Source organism: Pseudomonas sp. NPDC087804 (assembly GCF_044742965.1).
GTDB lineage: Bacteria > Pseudomonadota > Gammaproteobacteria > Pseudomonadales > Pseudomonadaceae > Aquipseudomonas > Aquipseudomonas rustica.
Map to the genome: position 1 here is coordinate 33,613 of NZ_JBIUVN010000026.1, position 16,087 is coordinate 49,699.

Annotated in this window: 14 protein-coding genes and 1 pseudogene; 12 read left to right on the forward strand and 3 right to left on the reverse strand. The window is 58.7% G+C overall.

Annotated features, from left to right (window positions below; translation table 11 throughout):
* Positions 1 to 23: 23 nt before the first annotated feature.
* Positions 24 to 1,010: a taurine ABC transporter substrate-binding protein gene (gene tauA / locus ACIOMO_RS22985; RefSeq protein ID WP_053124853.1), complete on the reverse strand. Its 987-nt coding sequence runs from the start codon at positions 1,008 to 1,010 to the stop codon at positions 24 to 26.
* A 367-nt stretch (positions 1,011 to 1,377) separates the two neighbouring features.
* On the opposite strand from tauA, the gene ACIOMO_RS22990 reads away from it, so the two are divergent.
* From ACIOMO_RS22990 to ACIOMO_RS23025, 8 genes are all read left to right on the forward strand, one after another.
* The gene (locus tag ACIOMO_RS22990; RefSeq protein WP_401243745.1) at positions 1,378 to 2,751 is read left to right on the forward strand and encodes an OprD family porin; all 1,374 of its coding nucleotides are present in this window, start codon (positions 1,378 to 1,380) and stop codon (positions 2,749 to 2,751) included.
* A gap of 294 nt (positions 2,752 to 3,045) precedes the next feature.
* Positions 3,046 to 3,684 carry a peroxiredoxin gene (locus tag ACIOMO_RS22995; protein ID WP_159811927.1) on the forward strand — a complete coding sequence of 213 codons (639 nt, stop codon included), beginning with the start codon at positions 3,046 to 3,048 and terminating at the stop codon, positions 3,682 to 3,684.
* A 283-nt stretch (positions 3,685 to 3,967) separates the two neighbouring features.
* Positions 3,968 to 4,561, forward strand: a complete 594-nt coding sequence (gene ssuE, locus ACIOMO_RS23000) for an NADPH-dependent FMN reductase (protein WP_008085340.1) — start codon at positions 3,968 to 3,970, stop codon at positions 4,559 to 4,561.
* Positions 4,562 to 4,651: 90 nt separating this feature from the next.
* Positions 4,652 to 5,617, forward strand: a complete 966-nt coding sequence (locus ACIOMO_RS23005) for a sulfonate ABC transporter substrate-binding protein (RefSeq protein ID WP_401243747.1) — start codon at positions 4,652 to 4,654, stop codon at positions 5,615 to 5,617.
* 25 nt (positions 5,618 to 5,642) lie between these two features.
* Entirely contained in the window at positions 5,643 to 6,791 is a 1,149-nt protein-coding gene (gene ssuD / locus ACIOMO_RS23010) for an FMNH2-dependent alkanesulfonate monooxygenase (RefSeq protein WP_008085337.1), read from the forward strand.
* Between the two features lie 8 nt (positions 6,792 to 6,799).
* Complete coding sequence (gene ssuC / locus ACIOMO_RS23015; protein ID WP_003229260.1) at positions 6,800 to 7,582, forward strand: aliphatic sulfonate ABC transporter permease SsuC; 783 nt, start codon at positions 6,800 to 6,802, stop codon at positions 7,580 to 7,582.
* The gene (gene ssuB, locus ACIOMO_RS23020; RefSeq protein ID WP_401243749.1) at positions 7,579 to 8,385 is read left to right on the forward strand and encodes an aliphatic sulfonates ABC transporter ATP-binding protein; all 807 of its coding nucleotides are present in this window, start codon (positions 7,579 to 7,581) and stop codon (positions 8,383 to 8,385) included. The genes ssuC and ssuB overlap by 4 nt, the downstream gene beginning before the upstream one ends.
* A gap of 106 nt (positions 8,386 to 8,491) precedes the next feature.
* On the forward strand, positions 8,492 to 8,707 hold the full coding sequence (locus tag ACIOMO_RS23025) for a molybdopterin-binding protein (RefSeq protein WP_003229256.1): 216 nt from the start codon (positions 8,492 to 8,494) through the stop codon (positions 8,705 to 8,707).
* A gap of 160 nt (positions 8,708 to 8,867) precedes the next feature.
* Here the strand turns inward: ACIOMO_RS23025 and ACIOMO_RS23030 are convergent, their stop codons facing one another.
* Both ACIOMO_RS23030 and ACIOMO_RS23035 read right to left on the reverse strand, forming a co-directional pair.
* Positions 8,868 to 9,494, reverse strand: a complete 627-nt coding sequence (locus ACIOMO_RS23030) for a TetR/AcrR family transcriptional regulator (RefSeq protein ID WP_159811925.1) — start codon at positions 9,492 to 9,494, stop codon at positions 8,868 to 8,870.
* Between the two features lie 269 nt (positions 9,495 to 9,763).
* Positions 9,764 to 11,139: pseudogene (locus ACIOMO_RS23035) on the reverse strand (glutamine synthetase family protein).
* A gap of 278 nt (positions 11,140 to 11,417) precedes the next feature.
* On the opposite strand from ACIOMO_RS23035, the gene ACIOMO_RS23040 reads away from it, so the two are divergent.
* The 4 genes from ACIOMO_RS23040 to ACIOMO_RS23055 all read left to right on the forward strand — a co-directional run bounded on the left by ACIOMO_RS23040 (position 11,418) and on the right by ACIOMO_RS23055 (position 15,931).
* On the forward strand, positions 11,418 to 11,774 hold the full coding sequence (locus tag ACIOMO_RS23040) for a glutamine amidotransferase (RefSeq protein ID WP_156316191.1): 357 nt from the start codon (positions 11,418 to 11,420) through the stop codon (positions 11,772 to 11,774).
* Between the two features lie 93 nt (positions 11,775 to 11,867).
* On the forward strand, positions 11,868 to 13,226 hold the full coding sequence (locus tag ACIOMO_RS23045) for a glutamine synthetase family protein (RefSeq protein ID WP_007913846.1): 1,359 nt from the start codon (positions 11,868 to 11,870) through the stop codon (positions 13,224 to 13,226).
* A gap of 56 nt (positions 13,227 to 13,282) precedes the next feature.
* Positions 13,283 to 14,647 (forward strand): aspartate aminotransferase family protein, encoded by a 1,365-nt coding sequence (locus tag ACIOMO_RS23050; RefSeq protein ID WP_053124836.1) that lies wholly within the window; start codon positions 13,283 to 13,285, stop codon positions 14,645 to 14,647.
* Positions 14,648 to 14,818: 171 nt separating this feature from the next.
* A complete protein-coding gene (locus tag ACIOMO_RS23055) occupies positions 14,819 to 15,931 on the forward strand; it encodes a polyamine ABC transporter substrate-binding protein (protein ID WP_053124834.1) in 1,113 nt (370 codons plus the stop codon).
* Positions 15,932 to 16,087: the final 156 nt, after the last annotated feature.

Here is a 16,087-nt window from a genome sequence, read left to right on the forward strand (position 1 = left end):
TAAGCCAGCGATGAATTTTGGGTTCACTCAGCTATAAATTTCGCGCTCACGTACGGCGAATAATCCGGCAGCACCGTCTCAACTTTGCCCTGTTCCTTCAAAAACTTCGCCGTCTCGCCAATCGCCTTCGCCGTGCCGCCGTCCAGCAGCGCCGTGGTCTGTTGTGCCTTGGCATCCGGGAATGCGGAACCGGCGAGCAATTCAGGCACGTCGGCGGCATTGGCACCGGTCAGTTTGGCGATTTTTTGCACAGGCACCGAGTCAGCCGTCCAGCTGTCTTTGTGCGCCGCGTAATCAGCAAACGAGTCCAGCGTGACCTTGGCGAATTTGGCCACGACGTCCGGGTGCTTCTCGGCAAAGTCCTTGCGTGCGACCCACACTTCAAAGGTCGGCGCGCCCCACTGGCCAACTTGCGCAGCATCGGTCAAGGTCTTGCCGGTCTTGCGGATTTCACCCAGCGCCGGCGACCAGACAAACGCGCCATCAATATCGCCACGCTTCCACGCCGCGGCGATTTCTGCCGGTTGCAGGTTCACCACTTTGACTTTCGAAGCGTCGAGGCCCCAATGCTTCAGGGCACCGAGCAGGCTGTAATGCGAGGTGGAAACGAACGGTGTGGCGATGGTCTTGCCGACCAGATCCTGCGGAGAATTGATGCCGCTGCCATTGCGCACCACCAGTGCTTCGGCGGCGTTGATCTGCGCCGAAACGATGAAGGCGACGATTGGCAGATTGCGTGAAGCGGCTGCCGCCAGCGGGCTGGAACCGAGGTTGCCGATCTGCACGTCGCCCGAAGCAATGGCTGTCACAACTTCCGGGCCGCTGTTGAAACGACGCCAGTCGATCTTCTCGCCGATGGTTTTCTCGTAGACACCGTCAGCCTGCGGGACTTTGCTCGGATCGATACCGGTTTGGTAGCCAACGGTGAGGTTGGCTGCCTGTGCGGAAAAAGAAAATATTGCCGATACACAAACTGTAACAAATTGACTCGATAGTGCGCGTTTGGCCATGATGGCGTCGCCTTTTGGATAGGGTTTGACGTGATTTGAATGCGCCAAAGCTAATCGATCTAAAAAAAGGCTAACAAATACCATTTAGGAATGAGCTTAGTAGCCGATATCCTGTATCCCGCTGCAGGTGGCCATTAATGGGCCATATACTCGAATGGTATTAAAAAGAATGAAATAATTCTTTTTGGGGTTATCAGGAAATCAGTACTGTGCAAGGACCAAATCACTGCGATTAGACCTTGGTCGTAGACACACGAGGTTACGATTGACTTGTCAGTCACGGTCTGGCGCTAATCGCGCATCTTAGGATCCAGGGCATCAGACCCCGGGCCAGGAACACAAAAATTAGAAACGAGAGGAGCTATACATGAACAAGTCCACCTTGGCCCTGGCTGTGGCCGTAGGGGTTATGGCGCAGCAGGCAGGCGCCGCCGGTTTCATCGAAGACAGCAAGGCCACACTGGGGCTGCGTAACTTCTACATCAATACTGATAACCGTGACAGCGCTGCTGGTACTCCCGCCAACAAAGCGGCCGGTGTTCAGAGCAAGAACGAAGAGTGGGGCCAAGGCTTCGATCTGCGTTTCATCTCCGGTTACACCCAAGGCACCGTCGGCTTCGGTATCGACGCCATCGGCCTGCTGGGCATCAAGCTGGATTCGGGCGGCGGCACTAACGGCGCTACTGCTACCTCTTACGGCGGCACTGTGTTCCCGAGCAAGTCCAACGGCGAAGCGGTTGATAACTACTCGAGCCTGGGCCTGACTGCCAAAGCCAAGATCTCCCAGACCGAACTGAAATTGGGCACCCTGCAGCCAAAACTGCCGGTCATCGTGACCAACGACGGTCGTCTGCTGCCACAAACCTGGCAGGGTGGCCAGATCACTTCCGGCGACATCAAAGACCTGACCCTGGTCGGTGGTCAGATCGAAGCCGTGAAAGGTCGTAACTCCAGCAACAACGAGCAACTGTCGATTGGTGGCGCTAACAGCCCAACCATCACCGGTCGCGACAGCAACAAGTTCATCTACGCCGGTGGTGACTACAAAATCACCAAAGACCTGACTGCCCAGTACTACTACGGCAACCTGGAAGATTTCTACAAGCAACACTTCCTGGGTCTGGTTCACAACTGGGCAATCGGCCCGGGCGTGTTGAAGTCCGATCTGCGTTACTTCAACAGCTCTGATGACGGTGCCAACGGCGACACGCCTGCTTACTACAGCACCGGTAGCTACGCTGGTTTCGCCAACGGTCGCGGTAAAGTCGACAACAACCTGTACAGCGGCTTGTTCCTGTACACCGTTGCCGGTCACACCTTCGGTGGTGGCTATCAGGTCAGCAACGGCAGCAGCGACTTCCCTTGGCTGAACCAGGGCGACGGTTCGTCGAACTACACCATCACCGACATGCAAATCCAGAAGTTCGGCCGTGCCGGCGAGCGCACCTGGCAAGCACGCTACTCCTATGACTTCGCCAAAGTGGGCGTGCCTGGCTTGACCGCTGGCATGGTTTACCTGCGTGGCGACAACATCGATACCTACAACGCCAATCGCGTTCAAACCTCGAACGGCGCTTCCGAGTGGGAACGCGATTTGACCGTAGCGTACGTGATCCCGGAAGGCCCGTTGAAGAACGTGGGCTTCATGTGGAAAAACGCTTCGTGGCGCAACGACATCGCCAGTCAGCGCGACCAGGACGAAAACCGTCTGATCCTCAGCTACTCGCTGCCGCTGCTGTAATAGCGTTTTCAAGTATCTGAAGTAAAAAAGCCCCGTCCGGCATCGCGCCGGACGGGGCTTTTGCGTTTTCGAGTCAGGCCCACCCCCGTAAGCCCTCCCCGAATTTCCCTCTTTACTGCAACTCAAGGCCTTCTCGAACCTTGCGACCGATGTTCGTCGGGATGCCGTTCAGCGTCCAGTGAACAGATGTTTAATATTCACTTATGATCTAGATATCTGATTATTTATTCTTTTTCATGATGGCAAATCCCGAGCTACAGTTGAGGTCTCCAACAACTCATCAGGAGCAGCACCATGAGCCTCAGACTCGGCGACATCGCCCCCGACTTCGAACAGGATTCCAGTGCCGGCAAGATTCGTTTTCATGAGTGGCTGGGCAATAGCTGGGGCGTGCTGTTCTCCCACCCGGCGGACTTCACCCCGGTGTGCACCACCGAGCTGGGCTTCACCGCCAAACTCAAAGATGAATTCAGCAAGCGCGGCGTCAAAGCCATTGCGCTGTCGGTCGACCCGGTGGACTCGCACCATAAGTGGATCGAAGACATCAACGAAACCCAGAACACCCTCGTCAACTTCCCGATCCTGGCCGATGCCGATCGCAAGGTTTCCGATCTGTACGATCTGATCCACCCGAACGCCAACGACACGTTGACCGTGCGTTCGCTGTTCGTGATCGATCCGAACAAAAAGATTCGCCTGACCATCACCTACCCGGCGAGCACCGGGCGCAACTTCCACGAGATTCTGCGGGTGATCGATTCGCTGCAACTCACCGACAACTACAAAGTGGCCACGCCGGCCAACTGGCAGGACGGTGATGAGGTGGTGATCGTGCCTTCACTCAAGGACGAGGAAGAGATCAAGCAGCGTTTTCCCAAGGGCTATCGCGCCGTGAAGCCTTACCTGCGCCTGACGCCACAGCCGAATCGTTAAGATCAAAAGATCGCAGCCTGCGGCAGCTCCTACAGGAGTACGCCGCTTCCTGTAGGAGCTGCCGAAGGCTGCGATCTTTTCGAGGCATCCACAAAGCAGGGGATTTCGGGCCGTTTCGACGGCCTTTTTTTTCGCCCGAAACAAAGCAATCCGCATATCTCCAAAACGCATAACCAAATGAATAAATATGATTTATGGATATATAAATCAGCTGGTAAGGTCACTCCCATCGAAGCGAGATCGCAACCCGCGAATCGCCTGTAACGCTTAAGGAATCGTCTCAATGCTGGTTGTCTCACTCGGTGGCAGTCCCAGCCTGCGCTCCCGTTCCGGGGTGCTGCTGGAACGCTCGCAACGTTGGTTGCAGCAGCAAGGCGTGGAAGTGGTGAGTTATCAGATTCGGGATTTCCCGGCCGAGGATTTGCTCCATGCCCGCTTCGACAGCCCGAAGGTGCTCGACCTGCTGCAACAGATTGAAAACGCCGACGGCCTGTTGATCGCCACACCGGTTTACAAAGCGTCTTTTTCTGGCGCGTTGAAGACGCTGCTGGATCTGCTCCCAGAGCGTGCCCTGAATCACAAGATTGTTTTGCCGATGGCCACCGGCGGCAGCATCGCCCACATGTTGGTGGTCGATTACGCCCTCAAGCCTGTGCTGTCGGCATTGAAAGCCCAGGAAATGCTCCAGGGGATTTTCGCCGAGGACAGCCAGATTGCTTACGGCGAAGGCAGTGCCGCCGCGCAACTGGCCCCGGCGCTGGAGCAGCGTCTGCATGAAGCGCTGGATCAGTTTGTCGGCGCCATGGCCCGCCGCCCGAAACCGTTGGAACCGGGCTTGTTGAACGAACGTTTGTTGAGTGCTCGCTGGAGCATTTAAGCCTCACCCGCATTTGATGTACTTCACCTTACTCAGCCGCTAACGGTTAAGCAGGTGCAGCCAAAACCCAACAGCAAAAAGGAGAGCGCTATGCGCACTGTATTTTTGCGTCGTGGTCTGGTCGCTCTGTTTGCTGCGGCTGTCACCTTCGGCGCCATTACTCAAGCTCAAGCCGAGACACTTCGGATCGGTTATCAGAAGTACGGCACGCTGGTGCTGCTCAAAGCCAAAGGCACGTTGGAAAAACGTCTGGCCGCCCAAGGCGTCGACGTGCAATGGACTGAGTTCCCCGGCGGCCCGCAGTTGCTGGAAGGCCTGAACGTCGGCTCGATCGACTTCGGTGTCACTGGCGAAACTCCACCGGTGTTCGCTCAGGCTGCTGGCGCTGATCTGCTCTACGTTGCCTACGAACCGCCAGCACCCAACAGCGAAGCGATCCTTGTGCCGAAAGACTCGCCGATCAAATCGGTGGCCGATCTCAAGGGCAAGAAAGTCGTGCTGAACAAAGGCTCCAACGTCCACTACCTGCTGGTGCGTGCGCTGGAAGATGCCGGTCTCAAGTACTCCGACATTCAAACCGTATTCCTGCCGCCGGCCGATGCCCGCGCCGCGTTCGAACGTGGCAGCGTCGATGCTTGGGTCATCTGGGATCCGTACCAGGCTGCCGCCGAGAAACAACTGCAAGCGCACACCCTGCGCGATGGCAAGGGCATCGTCGACAACCACCAGTTCTATCTCGCCACCAAGCCTTACGCACAGAAAAATCCTGAGGTGATCAAAGCCCTCGTTGAGGAAGTGCGCGCCGTCGGCGAGTGGTCGAAAGCCAACCCTGAAGACGTGACCCAGCAAGTCGCGCCACTGCTCGGCCTGCCGGCGGACATCACCCTGACCTCGGTGAAACGCCAGGGCTACGGCGCGCTGTTCCTGACCCCGGAAGTGGTCGCTGCGCAGCAAAAGATCGCTGACACGTTCTACCAGCTCAAGCTGATTCCGAAGCCGCTGAGCATCAAGGATGTGATCTGGACACCACCGGCCGCTGTGGCCAAAGCGCTGTAATTCGAATCCCCAAGGAGACCACTCCATGAGCCTCAATATCTTCTGGTTCCTGCCTACCCACGGTGACGGCCATTACCTTGGCACCGCCGAAGGCGCTCGCGCCGTCGACCACGGTTATCTGCAACAGGTCGCGCAAGCGGCGGATCGTCTGGGTTTCGGCGGCGTGCTGATTCCGACCGGCCGCTCCTGCGAAGACTCGTGGCTGGTGGCGGCGTCGCTGATCCCGGTGACCCAACGTCTGAAGTTTCTTGTTGCGCTGCGCCCCGGGATCATTTCCCCGACGGTCGCGGCGCGGCAGGCAGCGACGCTGGATCGTCTGTCCGGCGGCCGTGCGCTGTTCAACCTGGTAACCGGCGGTGACCCAGAAGAATTGGCCGGCGATGGTCTGTTCCTCAGCCACGAAGAACGCTATCAAGCTTCGGTGGAATTCACCCGCATCTGGCGCCGAGTGCTGGAAGGCGAAACCGTTGATTACGACGGCGAGCACATCAGCGTGAAAGGCGCGAAGCTGCTCTATCCGCCGATCCAGCAACCACGTCCGCCGCTGTACTTCGGTGGCTCGTCGGAAGCCGCGCAGGATCTGGCCGCTGAACAAGTGGAAATGGTGCTGACCTGGGGCGAGCCGCCAGCAGCCGTCGCCGAGAAGATTGCCCAAGTTCGCGCCAAAGCCGCCAAACTTGGCCGCACCGTACGCTTCGGCATTCGCCTGCACGTGATCGTCCGCGAAACCAACGCAGAAGCGTGGCAAGCGGCGGATCGGCTGATCTCGCATCTGGATGACGACACCATCGCTCGCGCTCAAGCTTCGCTGGCGCGTTTCGATTCGGTCGGCCAGCAGCGCATGGCCGCACTGCACGGTGGCAGCCGCGACAACCTCGAAGTCAGCCCGAACCTGTGGGCCGGCGTCGGTCTGGTGCGCGGCGGTGCCGGTACGGCGCTGGTCGGCGATGGCCCGACTGTGGCCGCTCGCGTGAAGGAGTACGCGGATTTGGGCATCGACACCTTCATATTCTCCGGTTATCCACACCTCGAAGAGTCGTATCGCGTCGCTGAACTGCTGTTCCCGCACCTCGACATCGAGCGTCCGGAACTGCCGAAAAGTGCCGGTTACGTCAGTCCGTTCGGCGAGATGGTCGCCAACGACATTCTTCCCAAAGCAGCGTCGCAGAGCTGAGGCGCGCCATGAAGAAAATCATCCACAGCCTCGCGCCCTGGGCGTTGCCGGTATTGCTGCTGGCGGTGTGGCAGTTGTCGGTGTCGGCGGGCTGGTTGTCGACACGGATTCTGCCGGCACCGGTGGCGGTGATCGAAGCCGGCGTGAGCCTGGTGCGCAGCGGCGAAATCTGGACGCACCTGGCGATCAGTGGCTGGCGCGCGGCGCTCGGTTTCACCATCGGCGGCAGTATCGGTCTGGTCTTGGGCTTTATCACTGGCCTGTCGAAATGGGGCGAACGCTTGCTCGACAGTTCGGTGCAGATGATCCGCAACGTGCCGCACCTGGCGCTGATTCCGCTGGTGATCCTGTGGTTCGGCATCGACGAGTCGGCGAAGATTTTTCTGGTGGCGCTGGGCACGTTGTTCCCGATCTACCTCAACACCTATCACGGCATTCGCAACGTCGACCCGGCGCTGGTGGAGATGGCGCGCAGTTATGGCTTGAGCGGTTTCAGCCTGTTCTGGCAGGTGATTCTGCCGGGCGCGCTGCCTTCGATTCTGGTCGGTGTGCGCTTCGCCCTGGGCTTTATGTGGCTGACGCTGATCGTCGCCGAAACCATTTCCGCCAGCTCCGGCATCGGCTACCTGGCGATGAACGCCCGGGAGTTTTTGCAGACCGACGTGGTGGTGCTGGCGATCCTGCTTTACGCGGTGCTCGGCAAACTCGCCGACCTCGCCGCCCGTGGACTTGAACGTGTGTGGTTGCGCTGGCATCCGGCCTATCAGGTTGCCAAAGGAGGTGCAGCATGACCGCTCAACAACCTCCACGCCTGCTGCGCGGGATTCCGCTGGCGGTGCGCAACCTGCAGAAAACCTTCGGCGCGCGGCAGGTGCTGCGTGACATCGATCTGCACATTCCGGCGGGGCAATTCGTCGCTGTGGTCGGGCGCAGTGGCTGCGGCAAAAGTACTTTGCTGCGCTTGCTCGCCGGCCTCGACCAGCCAACGGACGGCGACTTGCTCGCTGGTTCTGCGCCGCTCAGCGATGCGCGGGAAGACACCCGATTGATGTTCCAGGAAGCGCGTCTGCTGCCGTGGAAAAAGATCATCGACAACGTTGGGCTCGGCCTTAAAGGCAACTGGCGTCCGCAGGCATTGGAGGCACTGGAAGCAGTCGGTCTGGCCGATCGCGCCAATGAGTGGCCGGCGGCTTTGTCCGGCGGACAGAAGCAACGCGTCGCACTGGCCCGGGCGCTGATCCATCAGCCACGGCTGCTGCTGCTCGACGAACCGCTCGGCGCACTGGACGCGCTGACCCGCATTGAAATGCAGCAACTGATCGAACGTCTCTGGCAGCAACACGGCTTCACGGTGTTGCTGGTGACCCACGACGTCAGCGAAGCGGTGGCGATTGCCGACCGGGTGATTCTGATCGAGGACGGCGAAGTCGGCCTTGACCTGCACGTCGAACTGCCGCGCCCACGGGTACGCGGTTCGCACCGACTGGCCGCGCTGGAAACCGAAGTGCTCAACCGAGTTTTGTCCCTGCCCGGCGAACCGCCGGCGCCGGAACCTGTTTCACCACTGCCTACGCAATTGCGTTGGGCGCAATGAAGCAGCTGCGAGCTTCAAGCTACAAGCTACAAGTAGACGCGCTGTGCTTTTGCTTGCCGCTTGAAGCTTGCCACTTGCCGCTTATTTCGACCTCAGGAGAAATATCATGACTATTAAAGCCATCAACGTGCGCAACCAGTTCAAAGGCTCGATCAAGGAAATCGTCCTCGGCGACGTGCTGTCGGAAATCGACGTGCAAACCGCTTCGGGTATCGTCACTTCGGTGATCACCACGCGTTCGGTCAAGGAGCTGGAACTGGTGGTGGGCAGCGAAGTGATCGCCTTTGTGAAATCCACCGAGGTGTCGATCGCCAAGTTGTAAGCCAGTGAGTAAAAAACAACCCCGGAGGGCGTGAGCCCTTCGGGGTTTTTTGTGATCGTTCCCACGCTCCGCGTGGGAATGCCTCTAGGGACGCTCCGCGTCCAGTGACGCGGAGCGTCACGGGCTGCATTCCCACGCAGAGCGTGGGAACGATCGTGGCTCAGCGCTTGGGCAGATACGGCGGCAAATACAGCCCAATGTAAGCATCAAACACGCGCATCCCTTCCTCGGCCATGCGCGGGGTGATCTGCCCATGCTGCTGCACCGAGCGCGCATACACCCGGTCGCCCAACTCCATCGCCAAGGCAAACACATCAACATCCTCCGGCAGCCTCGGCAACTCGAAGTGATGATTGAACAGCTTGTGCATCAGGTCGCCCAGCTCAATGTCGTGCTGCCGGTCAGCCTGGGTCACTTCGGTCAAGCCGTGCTGGGCGAGAATCAACTGGCGTGCGGCGGCGTCTTCGTCGTAGATCTCCAGCATCCGTTGCTCGACCAACCGCGACAGATCGCGCCAGTCGCGCAGCGCTTCGTGATCGATCGGCGCTTGCAGGCAGGCGCGAAACGCCGCATGAACATCCGCCGTCAGCGCTTCGAGCAAGGCCGGTACGCTGGCGAAAAAGTGGTACACGGAGGAGGGCGGAATCTGCGCGCGTTCGGCGACGCTGTAGATCGACAGACTCGCCACGCCCTCGGCAGCCAGCAGCGTGCGCGCGGCGTCGAGTATCGAATCGATGCGCGCCTGACTGCGGGCACGGGGTTTGCGAACGGGGGCGGGACGCGTCATGAAAGTCTCCTGCGGGGCAGCGGGCATTGTACGAGCCGGGTTCCGTGTTGTCTGCCAGTACCCTGTGGCGAGGGGATTTATCCCCGATGGGTTGCGAAGCAGCCCCAAAGCCATCCCACTCGGTGTGTCAGGAGTATCCGGCTCTCAGGGTTTACGACTGCTGCGCAGCCGATCGGGGATAAATCCCCTCGCCACAGGTTTGTGTTCGGCCATAAAAAAACGCCGTTGGCTGAATCAGCCGACGGCGTTTTTTTTGGTGCTACAACCGCTTAAACGGTATGCAGATACCAGTTGTACTCAAGGTCGGAGATGGAGTGTTCGAACTCCTCCAGCTCGCTTTCCTTGCAGGCGACGAAGATATCGATGTACTTCGGATCGATGTACTTGGCCATCACCTCGCTGTCGTCCAGCTCGCGCAGGGCATCGCGCAAGTTGTTCGGCAGGCTTTGTTCGTTCTGCTCGTAGCTGTTGCCTTCGACAGGCGCGCCCGGCTCGATCTTGTTGGTCAGACCGTGGTGCACGCCGGCCAGTACCGAAGCCATCAGCAGGTACGGGTTGGCGTCGGCGCCGGCCACGCGGTGTTCGATACGTACGGCATCGGACGAGCCGGTCGGTACGCGAATCGCCACGGTGCGGTTGTCCAGACCCCAGCACGGCGAGTTCGGCACGTAGAACTGTGCGCCGAAACGACGGTAGGAGTTGACGTTCGGGCAGAGGAAAGCCATCTGCGCGGGCAGGGTCTCGAGCACACCGCCGATCGCGTGACGCAGCGCGGCGTTCTGCTCGGGATCCTCGCTGGCAAAAATGTTTTTGCCTTCTTTATCCAGAATCGAAATGTGTACGTGCAGACCATTACCCGCTTGGCCCGGGTACGGCTTGGCCATGAAGGTGGTGTCCATTTCATGGTCGTAAGCGATGTTCTTGATCAGACGCTTGAGCAGTACCGCGTAGTCGCAGGCCTTGATCGGATCGGCGACGTGGTGCAGGTTCACTTCGAACTGCGCCGGGGCACTTTCCTTGACGATGGCGTCGGCCGGGATGCCTTGCTCTTTCGCGCCTTCCAGAATGTCCTGGAGGCAGTCGACGTATTCGTCGAGGTCGTCGATCAGGTAGACCTGAGTCGAGTGCGGGCGTTTACCGGAGATCGGCGAGCGTGGCGGCTGTGGACGGCCGTTCACGTTTTCCTGGTCGATCAGGTAGAACTCGAGTTCGAAGGCGGCGCAGATGGTCAGACCCAGCTCGTCAAACTTTGCAACAACTTGACGGAGCACTTCGCGCGGATCGGCGAAGAAAGGGTCGCCTTCGAGTTCGTGCATGGTCATCAACAGTTGCGCGGTAGGGCGCTTCTGCCATGGCTCGTTGCACAGAGTATCGGGGATTGGATAGCAGATTCGATCGGCGTCGCCGATGTCCAGACCCAGGCCGGTGCTTTCCACCGTGGAGCCGTTGATGTCCAGAGCAAATAGAGAGGCCGGCAGGTTGATGCCTTTCTCGTAAACCTTGTGGAGACTGGTGCGTTCAATGCGCTTGCCGCGCACCACACCATTCATATCCGCAATCAGAAGGTCAACGTACAGAACCCAGGATGTTCCTTAAGGAACGCGTTCGCTTCGTTAAGCTGAACGGCACGCGGGGGTACCGACATGATGCAACACCTTTGTTGTTAAAAATATCAATCATTGATCTTTTCTGGTTTCAGTCAACCCGAACGGCCTGCCGAAGTCAAGCGAGGCCTTTTTTGCCCTAAAAAAGCGCTGCAAGGGCATTTATGGGGCACTTTGGGGCGCTTTTGAGACGCCGGGACGCTTGCCACCCGCGGGCTTGAGCAGGCCGTGTTGTATTTTTTACGGGGGTGTTGTGTAAAAAAATGAACAAGGCTAAGCTCGGATCAAACCCATAACAGCAATAATACCGGGGTGCTTCATGTCTCGCCTGCCGTTAATCGGCATCACCGACTGCTCGCAACAGTCCGGTCTGCATGCTTATCACATCAGTGGCGACAAATCCGTCCAACGCTCCGCCAATAAGGCGCGCAGCCTGTCGACGAGGTTCTCGTCAGCAGCAGGCAAAACGGCAGCGTCCGATATTCTGGACGTACGACAAGGCACTCTGTTTATGGCGTCCCCTTCCAATATAGATCTCTTTTACTCTCAAAGCCTGTGCCGGCTGCCAAGCCGTGCTCACGATTCTGCACGCCTGAACTGTGCACAGGAAATGCAACGCCAGCGTAAAGGGCAGGTAAGCTCCTCTTTCATTGTCTATGCGCGGTGCCTGGCGTAAGCCCGCACTGCGCACAAGCAAGCCCTTTATCGCGACGCCCCGGCGTCAAACTTTGCCTGACATAGCGTCAGGAGACTCAGCCCAGAGGCATTTATGAGTAACAACCTCGACCAGCTCACCGATTGGTTGAAAGACCACAAGATCACAGAAGTCGAATGCATGATCGCCGACTTGACCGGGATCACCCGTGGCAAGATTTCGCCGACCAACAAGTTCATCGCCGAAAAAGGCATGCGCCTGCCAGAGAGCGTTCTGTTGCAGACGGTGACCGGCGATTACGTCGAAGATGACATCTATTACGAACTGCTCGACCCGGCCGACATCGACATGATCTGCCGTCCCGACCAGAACGCCGTGTACATGGTGCCGTGGGCCATCGAGCCGACCGCACAGGTGATCCACGACACCTACGACAAGCAAGGCAACCCGATCGAGCTGTCGCCGCGCAACGTCCTCAAGAAAGTTCTCAAACTCTATGCCGACAAGGGCTGGCAGCCAATCGTCGCGCCGGAGATGGAGTTCTACCTGACCAAGCGCAGCGACGACCCTGACTATCCGTTGCAGCCGCCAATCGGTCGCTCGGGCCGTCCGGAAATCGGTCGTCAGTCGTTCTCGATTGAAGCGGCGAACGAATTCGACCCGCTGTTCGAAGACGTCTACGACTGGTGCGAACTGCAAGAACTGGATCTCGACACGCTGATCCACGAAGACGGCACGGCGCAGATGGAAATCAACTTCCGTCACGGCGACGCACTGTCGCTGGCCGACCAGATTCTGGTGTTCAAACGCACCATGCGCGAGGCCGCGCTCAAGCACGATGTGGCTGCGACCTTTATGGCCAAACCGATGACGGGCGAGCCGGGCAGTGCGATGCACTTGCACCAGAGCATCATCGACATCGAGACCGGCAAAAACGTCTTCTCTAATGAAGACGGCACCATGAGCCAGCTGTTCCTGCACCACATCGGTGGTTTGCAGAAACTGATCCCTGAGCTGCTGCCGTTGTTCGCGCCGAACGTTAACTCGTTCCGCCGCTTCCTGCCGGACACCTCGGCACCGGTGAACGTGGAATGGGGCGAAGAAAACCGCACCGTGGGTCTGCGTGTACCGGACGCCGGCCCGCAGAACCGTCGCGTGGAAAACCGTCTGCCGGGCGCCGACGCCAACCCGTACCTGGCGATTGCCGCGAGCCTGCTCTGCGGTTACATCGGCATGGTCGAAGGCCTCAACCCGAGTGCGCCAGTGGTCGGACGCGGTTATGAACGCCGTAACTTACGCCTGCCGCTGACCATCGAGGATGCACTGGAGCGTATGGAAAACAGTGCAACCATCGAGAAGTACCTGGGCAAAACTTTCATCACTGGCTACGTCGCGGTCAAGCGGGCCGAGCATGAAAACTTCAAGCGCGTGATCAGTTCGTGGGAGCGCGAGTACCTGCTCTTCGCCGTCTGATACGCCGGGCGCGGCGTGCAGACGCCGCGCCTTCACCGATAACAAGGAGAATTGGCATGACCAGCAACAACCCGCAAACCCGCGAGTGGCAAGCACTCAGCAATGATCACCACCTGGCGCCGTTCAGCGACTTCAAGCAGCTGAAAGAGAAAGGTCCGCGGATCATTACCAGCGCCAAGGGCGTGTACCTGTGGGACAGCGAGGGCAACAAGATCCTCGACGGCATGGCCGGTCTGTGGTGCGTGGCCATCGGTTACGGTCGTGATGAACTGGCCGACGCCGCCGCCAGACAGATGCGTGAACTGCCGTACTACAACCTGTTCTTCCAGACCGCGCACCCGCCGGCACTGGAACTGGCCAAGTCGATCGCCGACGTGGCACCAGAGGGCATGAACCATGTGTTCTTCACCGGTTCCGGCTCCGAAGGCAACGACACCATGCTGCGTATGGTTCGTCACTACTGGGCAATCAAAGGCCAGCCAAACAAGAAAGTCATCATCAGTCGCAAGAACGGTTATCACGGTTCGACCGTGGCCGGCGCGAGCCTCGGTGGCATGACTTATATGCACGAACAGGGCGACCTGCCGATCCCGGGCATCGTCCACATCGCGCAGCCGTACTGGTTCGCTGAAGGTGGCGACATGTCCCCGGAAGAGTTCGGTATCTGGGCGGCCAATCAGCTGGAAGAAAAGATTCTCGAAGTCGGCGTCGACAACGTCGGTGCCTTTATTGCCGAGCCGATTCAGGGTGCCGGCGGCGTGATCATTCCGCCAGACACCTACTGGCCGCGCATCAAGGAAATTCTCGCCAAATACGACATCCTGTTCGTGGCGGACGAAGTGATCTGCGGTTTCGGCCGTACCGGTGAGTGGTTCGGTAGCGATTTCTACGACCTCAAGCCTGACATGATGACCATCGCCAAAGGCCTGACCTCCGGCTACATCCCGATGGGTGGCCTGATCGTGCGCGACACCGTGGTGGCAGTGCTCAACGAAGGTGGCGATTTCAACCACGGCTTCACCTACTCCGGTCACCCGGTGGCGGCAGCGGTGGGTCTGGAAAACATCCGCATTCTGCGCGACGAAAAAATTATCGAGAACGCGCACAACGAAACGGCACCGTATTTGCAGAAACGTCTGCGAGAACTGAATGATCACCCGTTGGTGGGTGAAGTTCGCGGCGTCGGTCTGTTGGGGGCCATCGAGCTGGTGCAGGACAAGGCCACTCGCAAGCGTTACGAAGGCAAGGGCGTCGGCATGATCTGCCGTCAGTTCTGCTTTGATAACGGCCTGATCATGCGCGCTGTCGGCGACACCATGATCATCGCGCCGCCGCTGGTGATCAGCAAAGCGGAGATCGATGAACTGGTTACAAAGGCACGCAAGTGCCTGGATCTGACCCTCAGTGCGTTGCAGGGCTAAGTGCTAGGCTTTGAGCGGGGGAGCCGCGGCGCTCTCGCTCAAAGCTGTCAGAAAGGCTGGTCTTTTCTTGAAAGACCGCCTCGGATCTTGCCAGACTAGCCGCGGTTCCAGTTGTCCGGGTTCGGCCGCTGAACAAAGTGGTTCAAAAAAAGAAAATTTGGAGCATTACGCATGAAGGCATTAGGCAAAAAGCTCGCTGGCAAGACTCTGCTCGCCATGTCCCTGATGGGAATCATGGCGGCTGCGGCTCAGGCGGACGACAAGGTGTTGCACGTCTACAACTGGTCGGACTACATCGCTCCGGACACCATCAAGAAGTTTGAAGACGAGTCGGGCATCAAAGTCGTTTACGACGTCTTCGACAGCAACGAAACCCTCGAAGCCAAACTGCTCGCAGGCAAGTCCGGCTACGACATCGTCGTACCGTCGAACAACTTCCTCGCCAAGCAGATCAAGGCCGGTGTTTACCAGACGCTGGACAAGTCCAAGCTGCCTAACTGGAAAAACCTCAACACCGATTTGCTCAAAGCCGTGTCGGTCAGCGACCCGGGCAACGAGCACGCTTTCCCGTACATGTGGGGCTCGATCGGTATTGGCTTCAACGCCGAGAAGGTCAAGGCTGCACTGGGTGCCGACGCACCTGTCGATTCGTGGGACCTGATCTTCAAGCCGGAAAACGCGGCCAAGCTGAAATCCTGCGGCATCAGCCTGCTCGACTCGCCAACCGAGATGATTCCGGTGGCGTTGCACTACCTGGGCCTGCCAACCGACAGCCAGAAGAAAGAAGACATCGACAAGGCTGAAGCGCTGATCATGAAGGTGCGTCCTTCGATCGCCTACTTCCACTCGTCCAAGTACATCTCCGACCTGGCCAACGGCAATATCTGCGTCGCCGTGGGTTACTCGGGTGACATCTACCAGGCCAAGTCCCGCGCGGCTGAAGCCGGTGACAAGGTGAAAGTCAGCTACAACATTCCGAAAGAAGGTGCGGGCAGCTTCTACGACATGGTCGCCATCCCTAAAGATGCCGAAAACGTCGAAGGCGCCTACAAGTTCATGACCTTCCTGCAGAAGCCGGAAATCATGGCTGAAATCACCAACGCCGTACGCTTCCCGAACGGTAACGCCGCTGCAACGCCACTGGTTGATAAAGACATCACCAGCGATCCGGGCGTTTACCCACCGGCTGACGTACTGGCCAAGCTGTACGCGATCGCCGACTTGCCGGCCGCAACTCAGCGGATCATGACCCGCAGCTGGACCAAGATCAAATCCGGTAAATAAGCCGATTTGAAGCGATAACCGCTGGCCGTCGCCCTCGCGATGGCGGCCAGCGGATCAATTAAATGACAAAAGTTTTGCTGGAACGGTTTTTCGAGGGTAAGTTGCGCGCCGGTTTTGTTGCCGGGCAGCCACGGCTGTCATGCAGCGCGGGGCAAC

Coding starts and splice junctions, on each gene's coding strand:
- ssuC (WP_003229260.1), top strand. CDS start 6,800: ATGAAGAAAATCATCCACAGCCTCGCGCCCTGGGCGTTGCCGGTATTG.
- ACIOMO_RS23005 (WP_401243747.1), top strand. CDS start 4,652: ATGCGCACTGTATTTTTGCGTCGTGGTCTGGTCGCTCTGTTTGCTGCG.
- ACIOMO_RS23040 (WP_156316191.1), top strand. CDS start 11,418: ATGTCTCGCCTGCCGTTAATCGGCATCACCGACTGCTCGCAACAGTCC.
- ACIOMO_RS23025 (WP_003229256.1), top strand. CDS start 8,492: ATGACTATTAAAGCCATCAACGTGCGCAACCAGTTCAAAGGCTCGATC.
- ACIOMO_RS23050 (WP_053124836.1), top strand. CDS start 13,283: ATGACCAGCAACAACCCGCAAACCCGCGAGTGGCAAGCACTCAGCAAT.
- ssuD (WP_008085337.1), top strand. CDS start 5,643: ATGAGCCTCAATATCTTCTGGTTCCTGCCTACCCACGGTGACGGCCAT.
- ACIOMO_RS23030 (WP_159811925.1), bottom strand. CDS start 9,494: ATGACGCGTCCCGCCCCCGTTCGCAAACCCCGTGCCCGCAGTCAGGCG.
- tauA (WP_053124853.1), bottom strand. CDS start 1,010: ATGGCCAAACGCGCACTATCGAGTCAATTTGTTACAGTTTGTGTATCG.
- ssuE (WP_008085340.1), top strand. CDS start 3,968: ATGCTGGTTGTCTCACTCGGTGGCAGTCCCAGCCTGCGCTCCCGTTCC.
- ACIOMO_RS23045 (WP_007913846.1), top strand. CDS start 11,868: ATGAGTAACAACCTCGACCAGCTCACCGATTGGTTGAAAGACCACAAG.
- ssuB (WP_401243749.1), top strand. CDS start 7,579: ATGACCGCTCAACAACCTCCACGCCTGCTGCGCGGGATTCCGCTGGCG.
- ACIOMO_RS23055 (WP_053124834.1), top strand. CDS start 14,819: ATGAAGGCATTAGGCAAAAAGCTCGCTGGCAAGACTCTGCTCGCCATG.
- ACIOMO_RS22990 (WP_401243745.1), top strand. CDS start 1,378: ATGAACAAGTCCACCTTGGCCCTGGCTGTGGCCGTAGGGGTTATGGCG.
- ACIOMO_RS22995 (WP_159811927.1), top strand. CDS start 3,046: ATGAGCCTCAGACTCGGCGACATCGCCCCCGACTTCGAACAGGATTCC.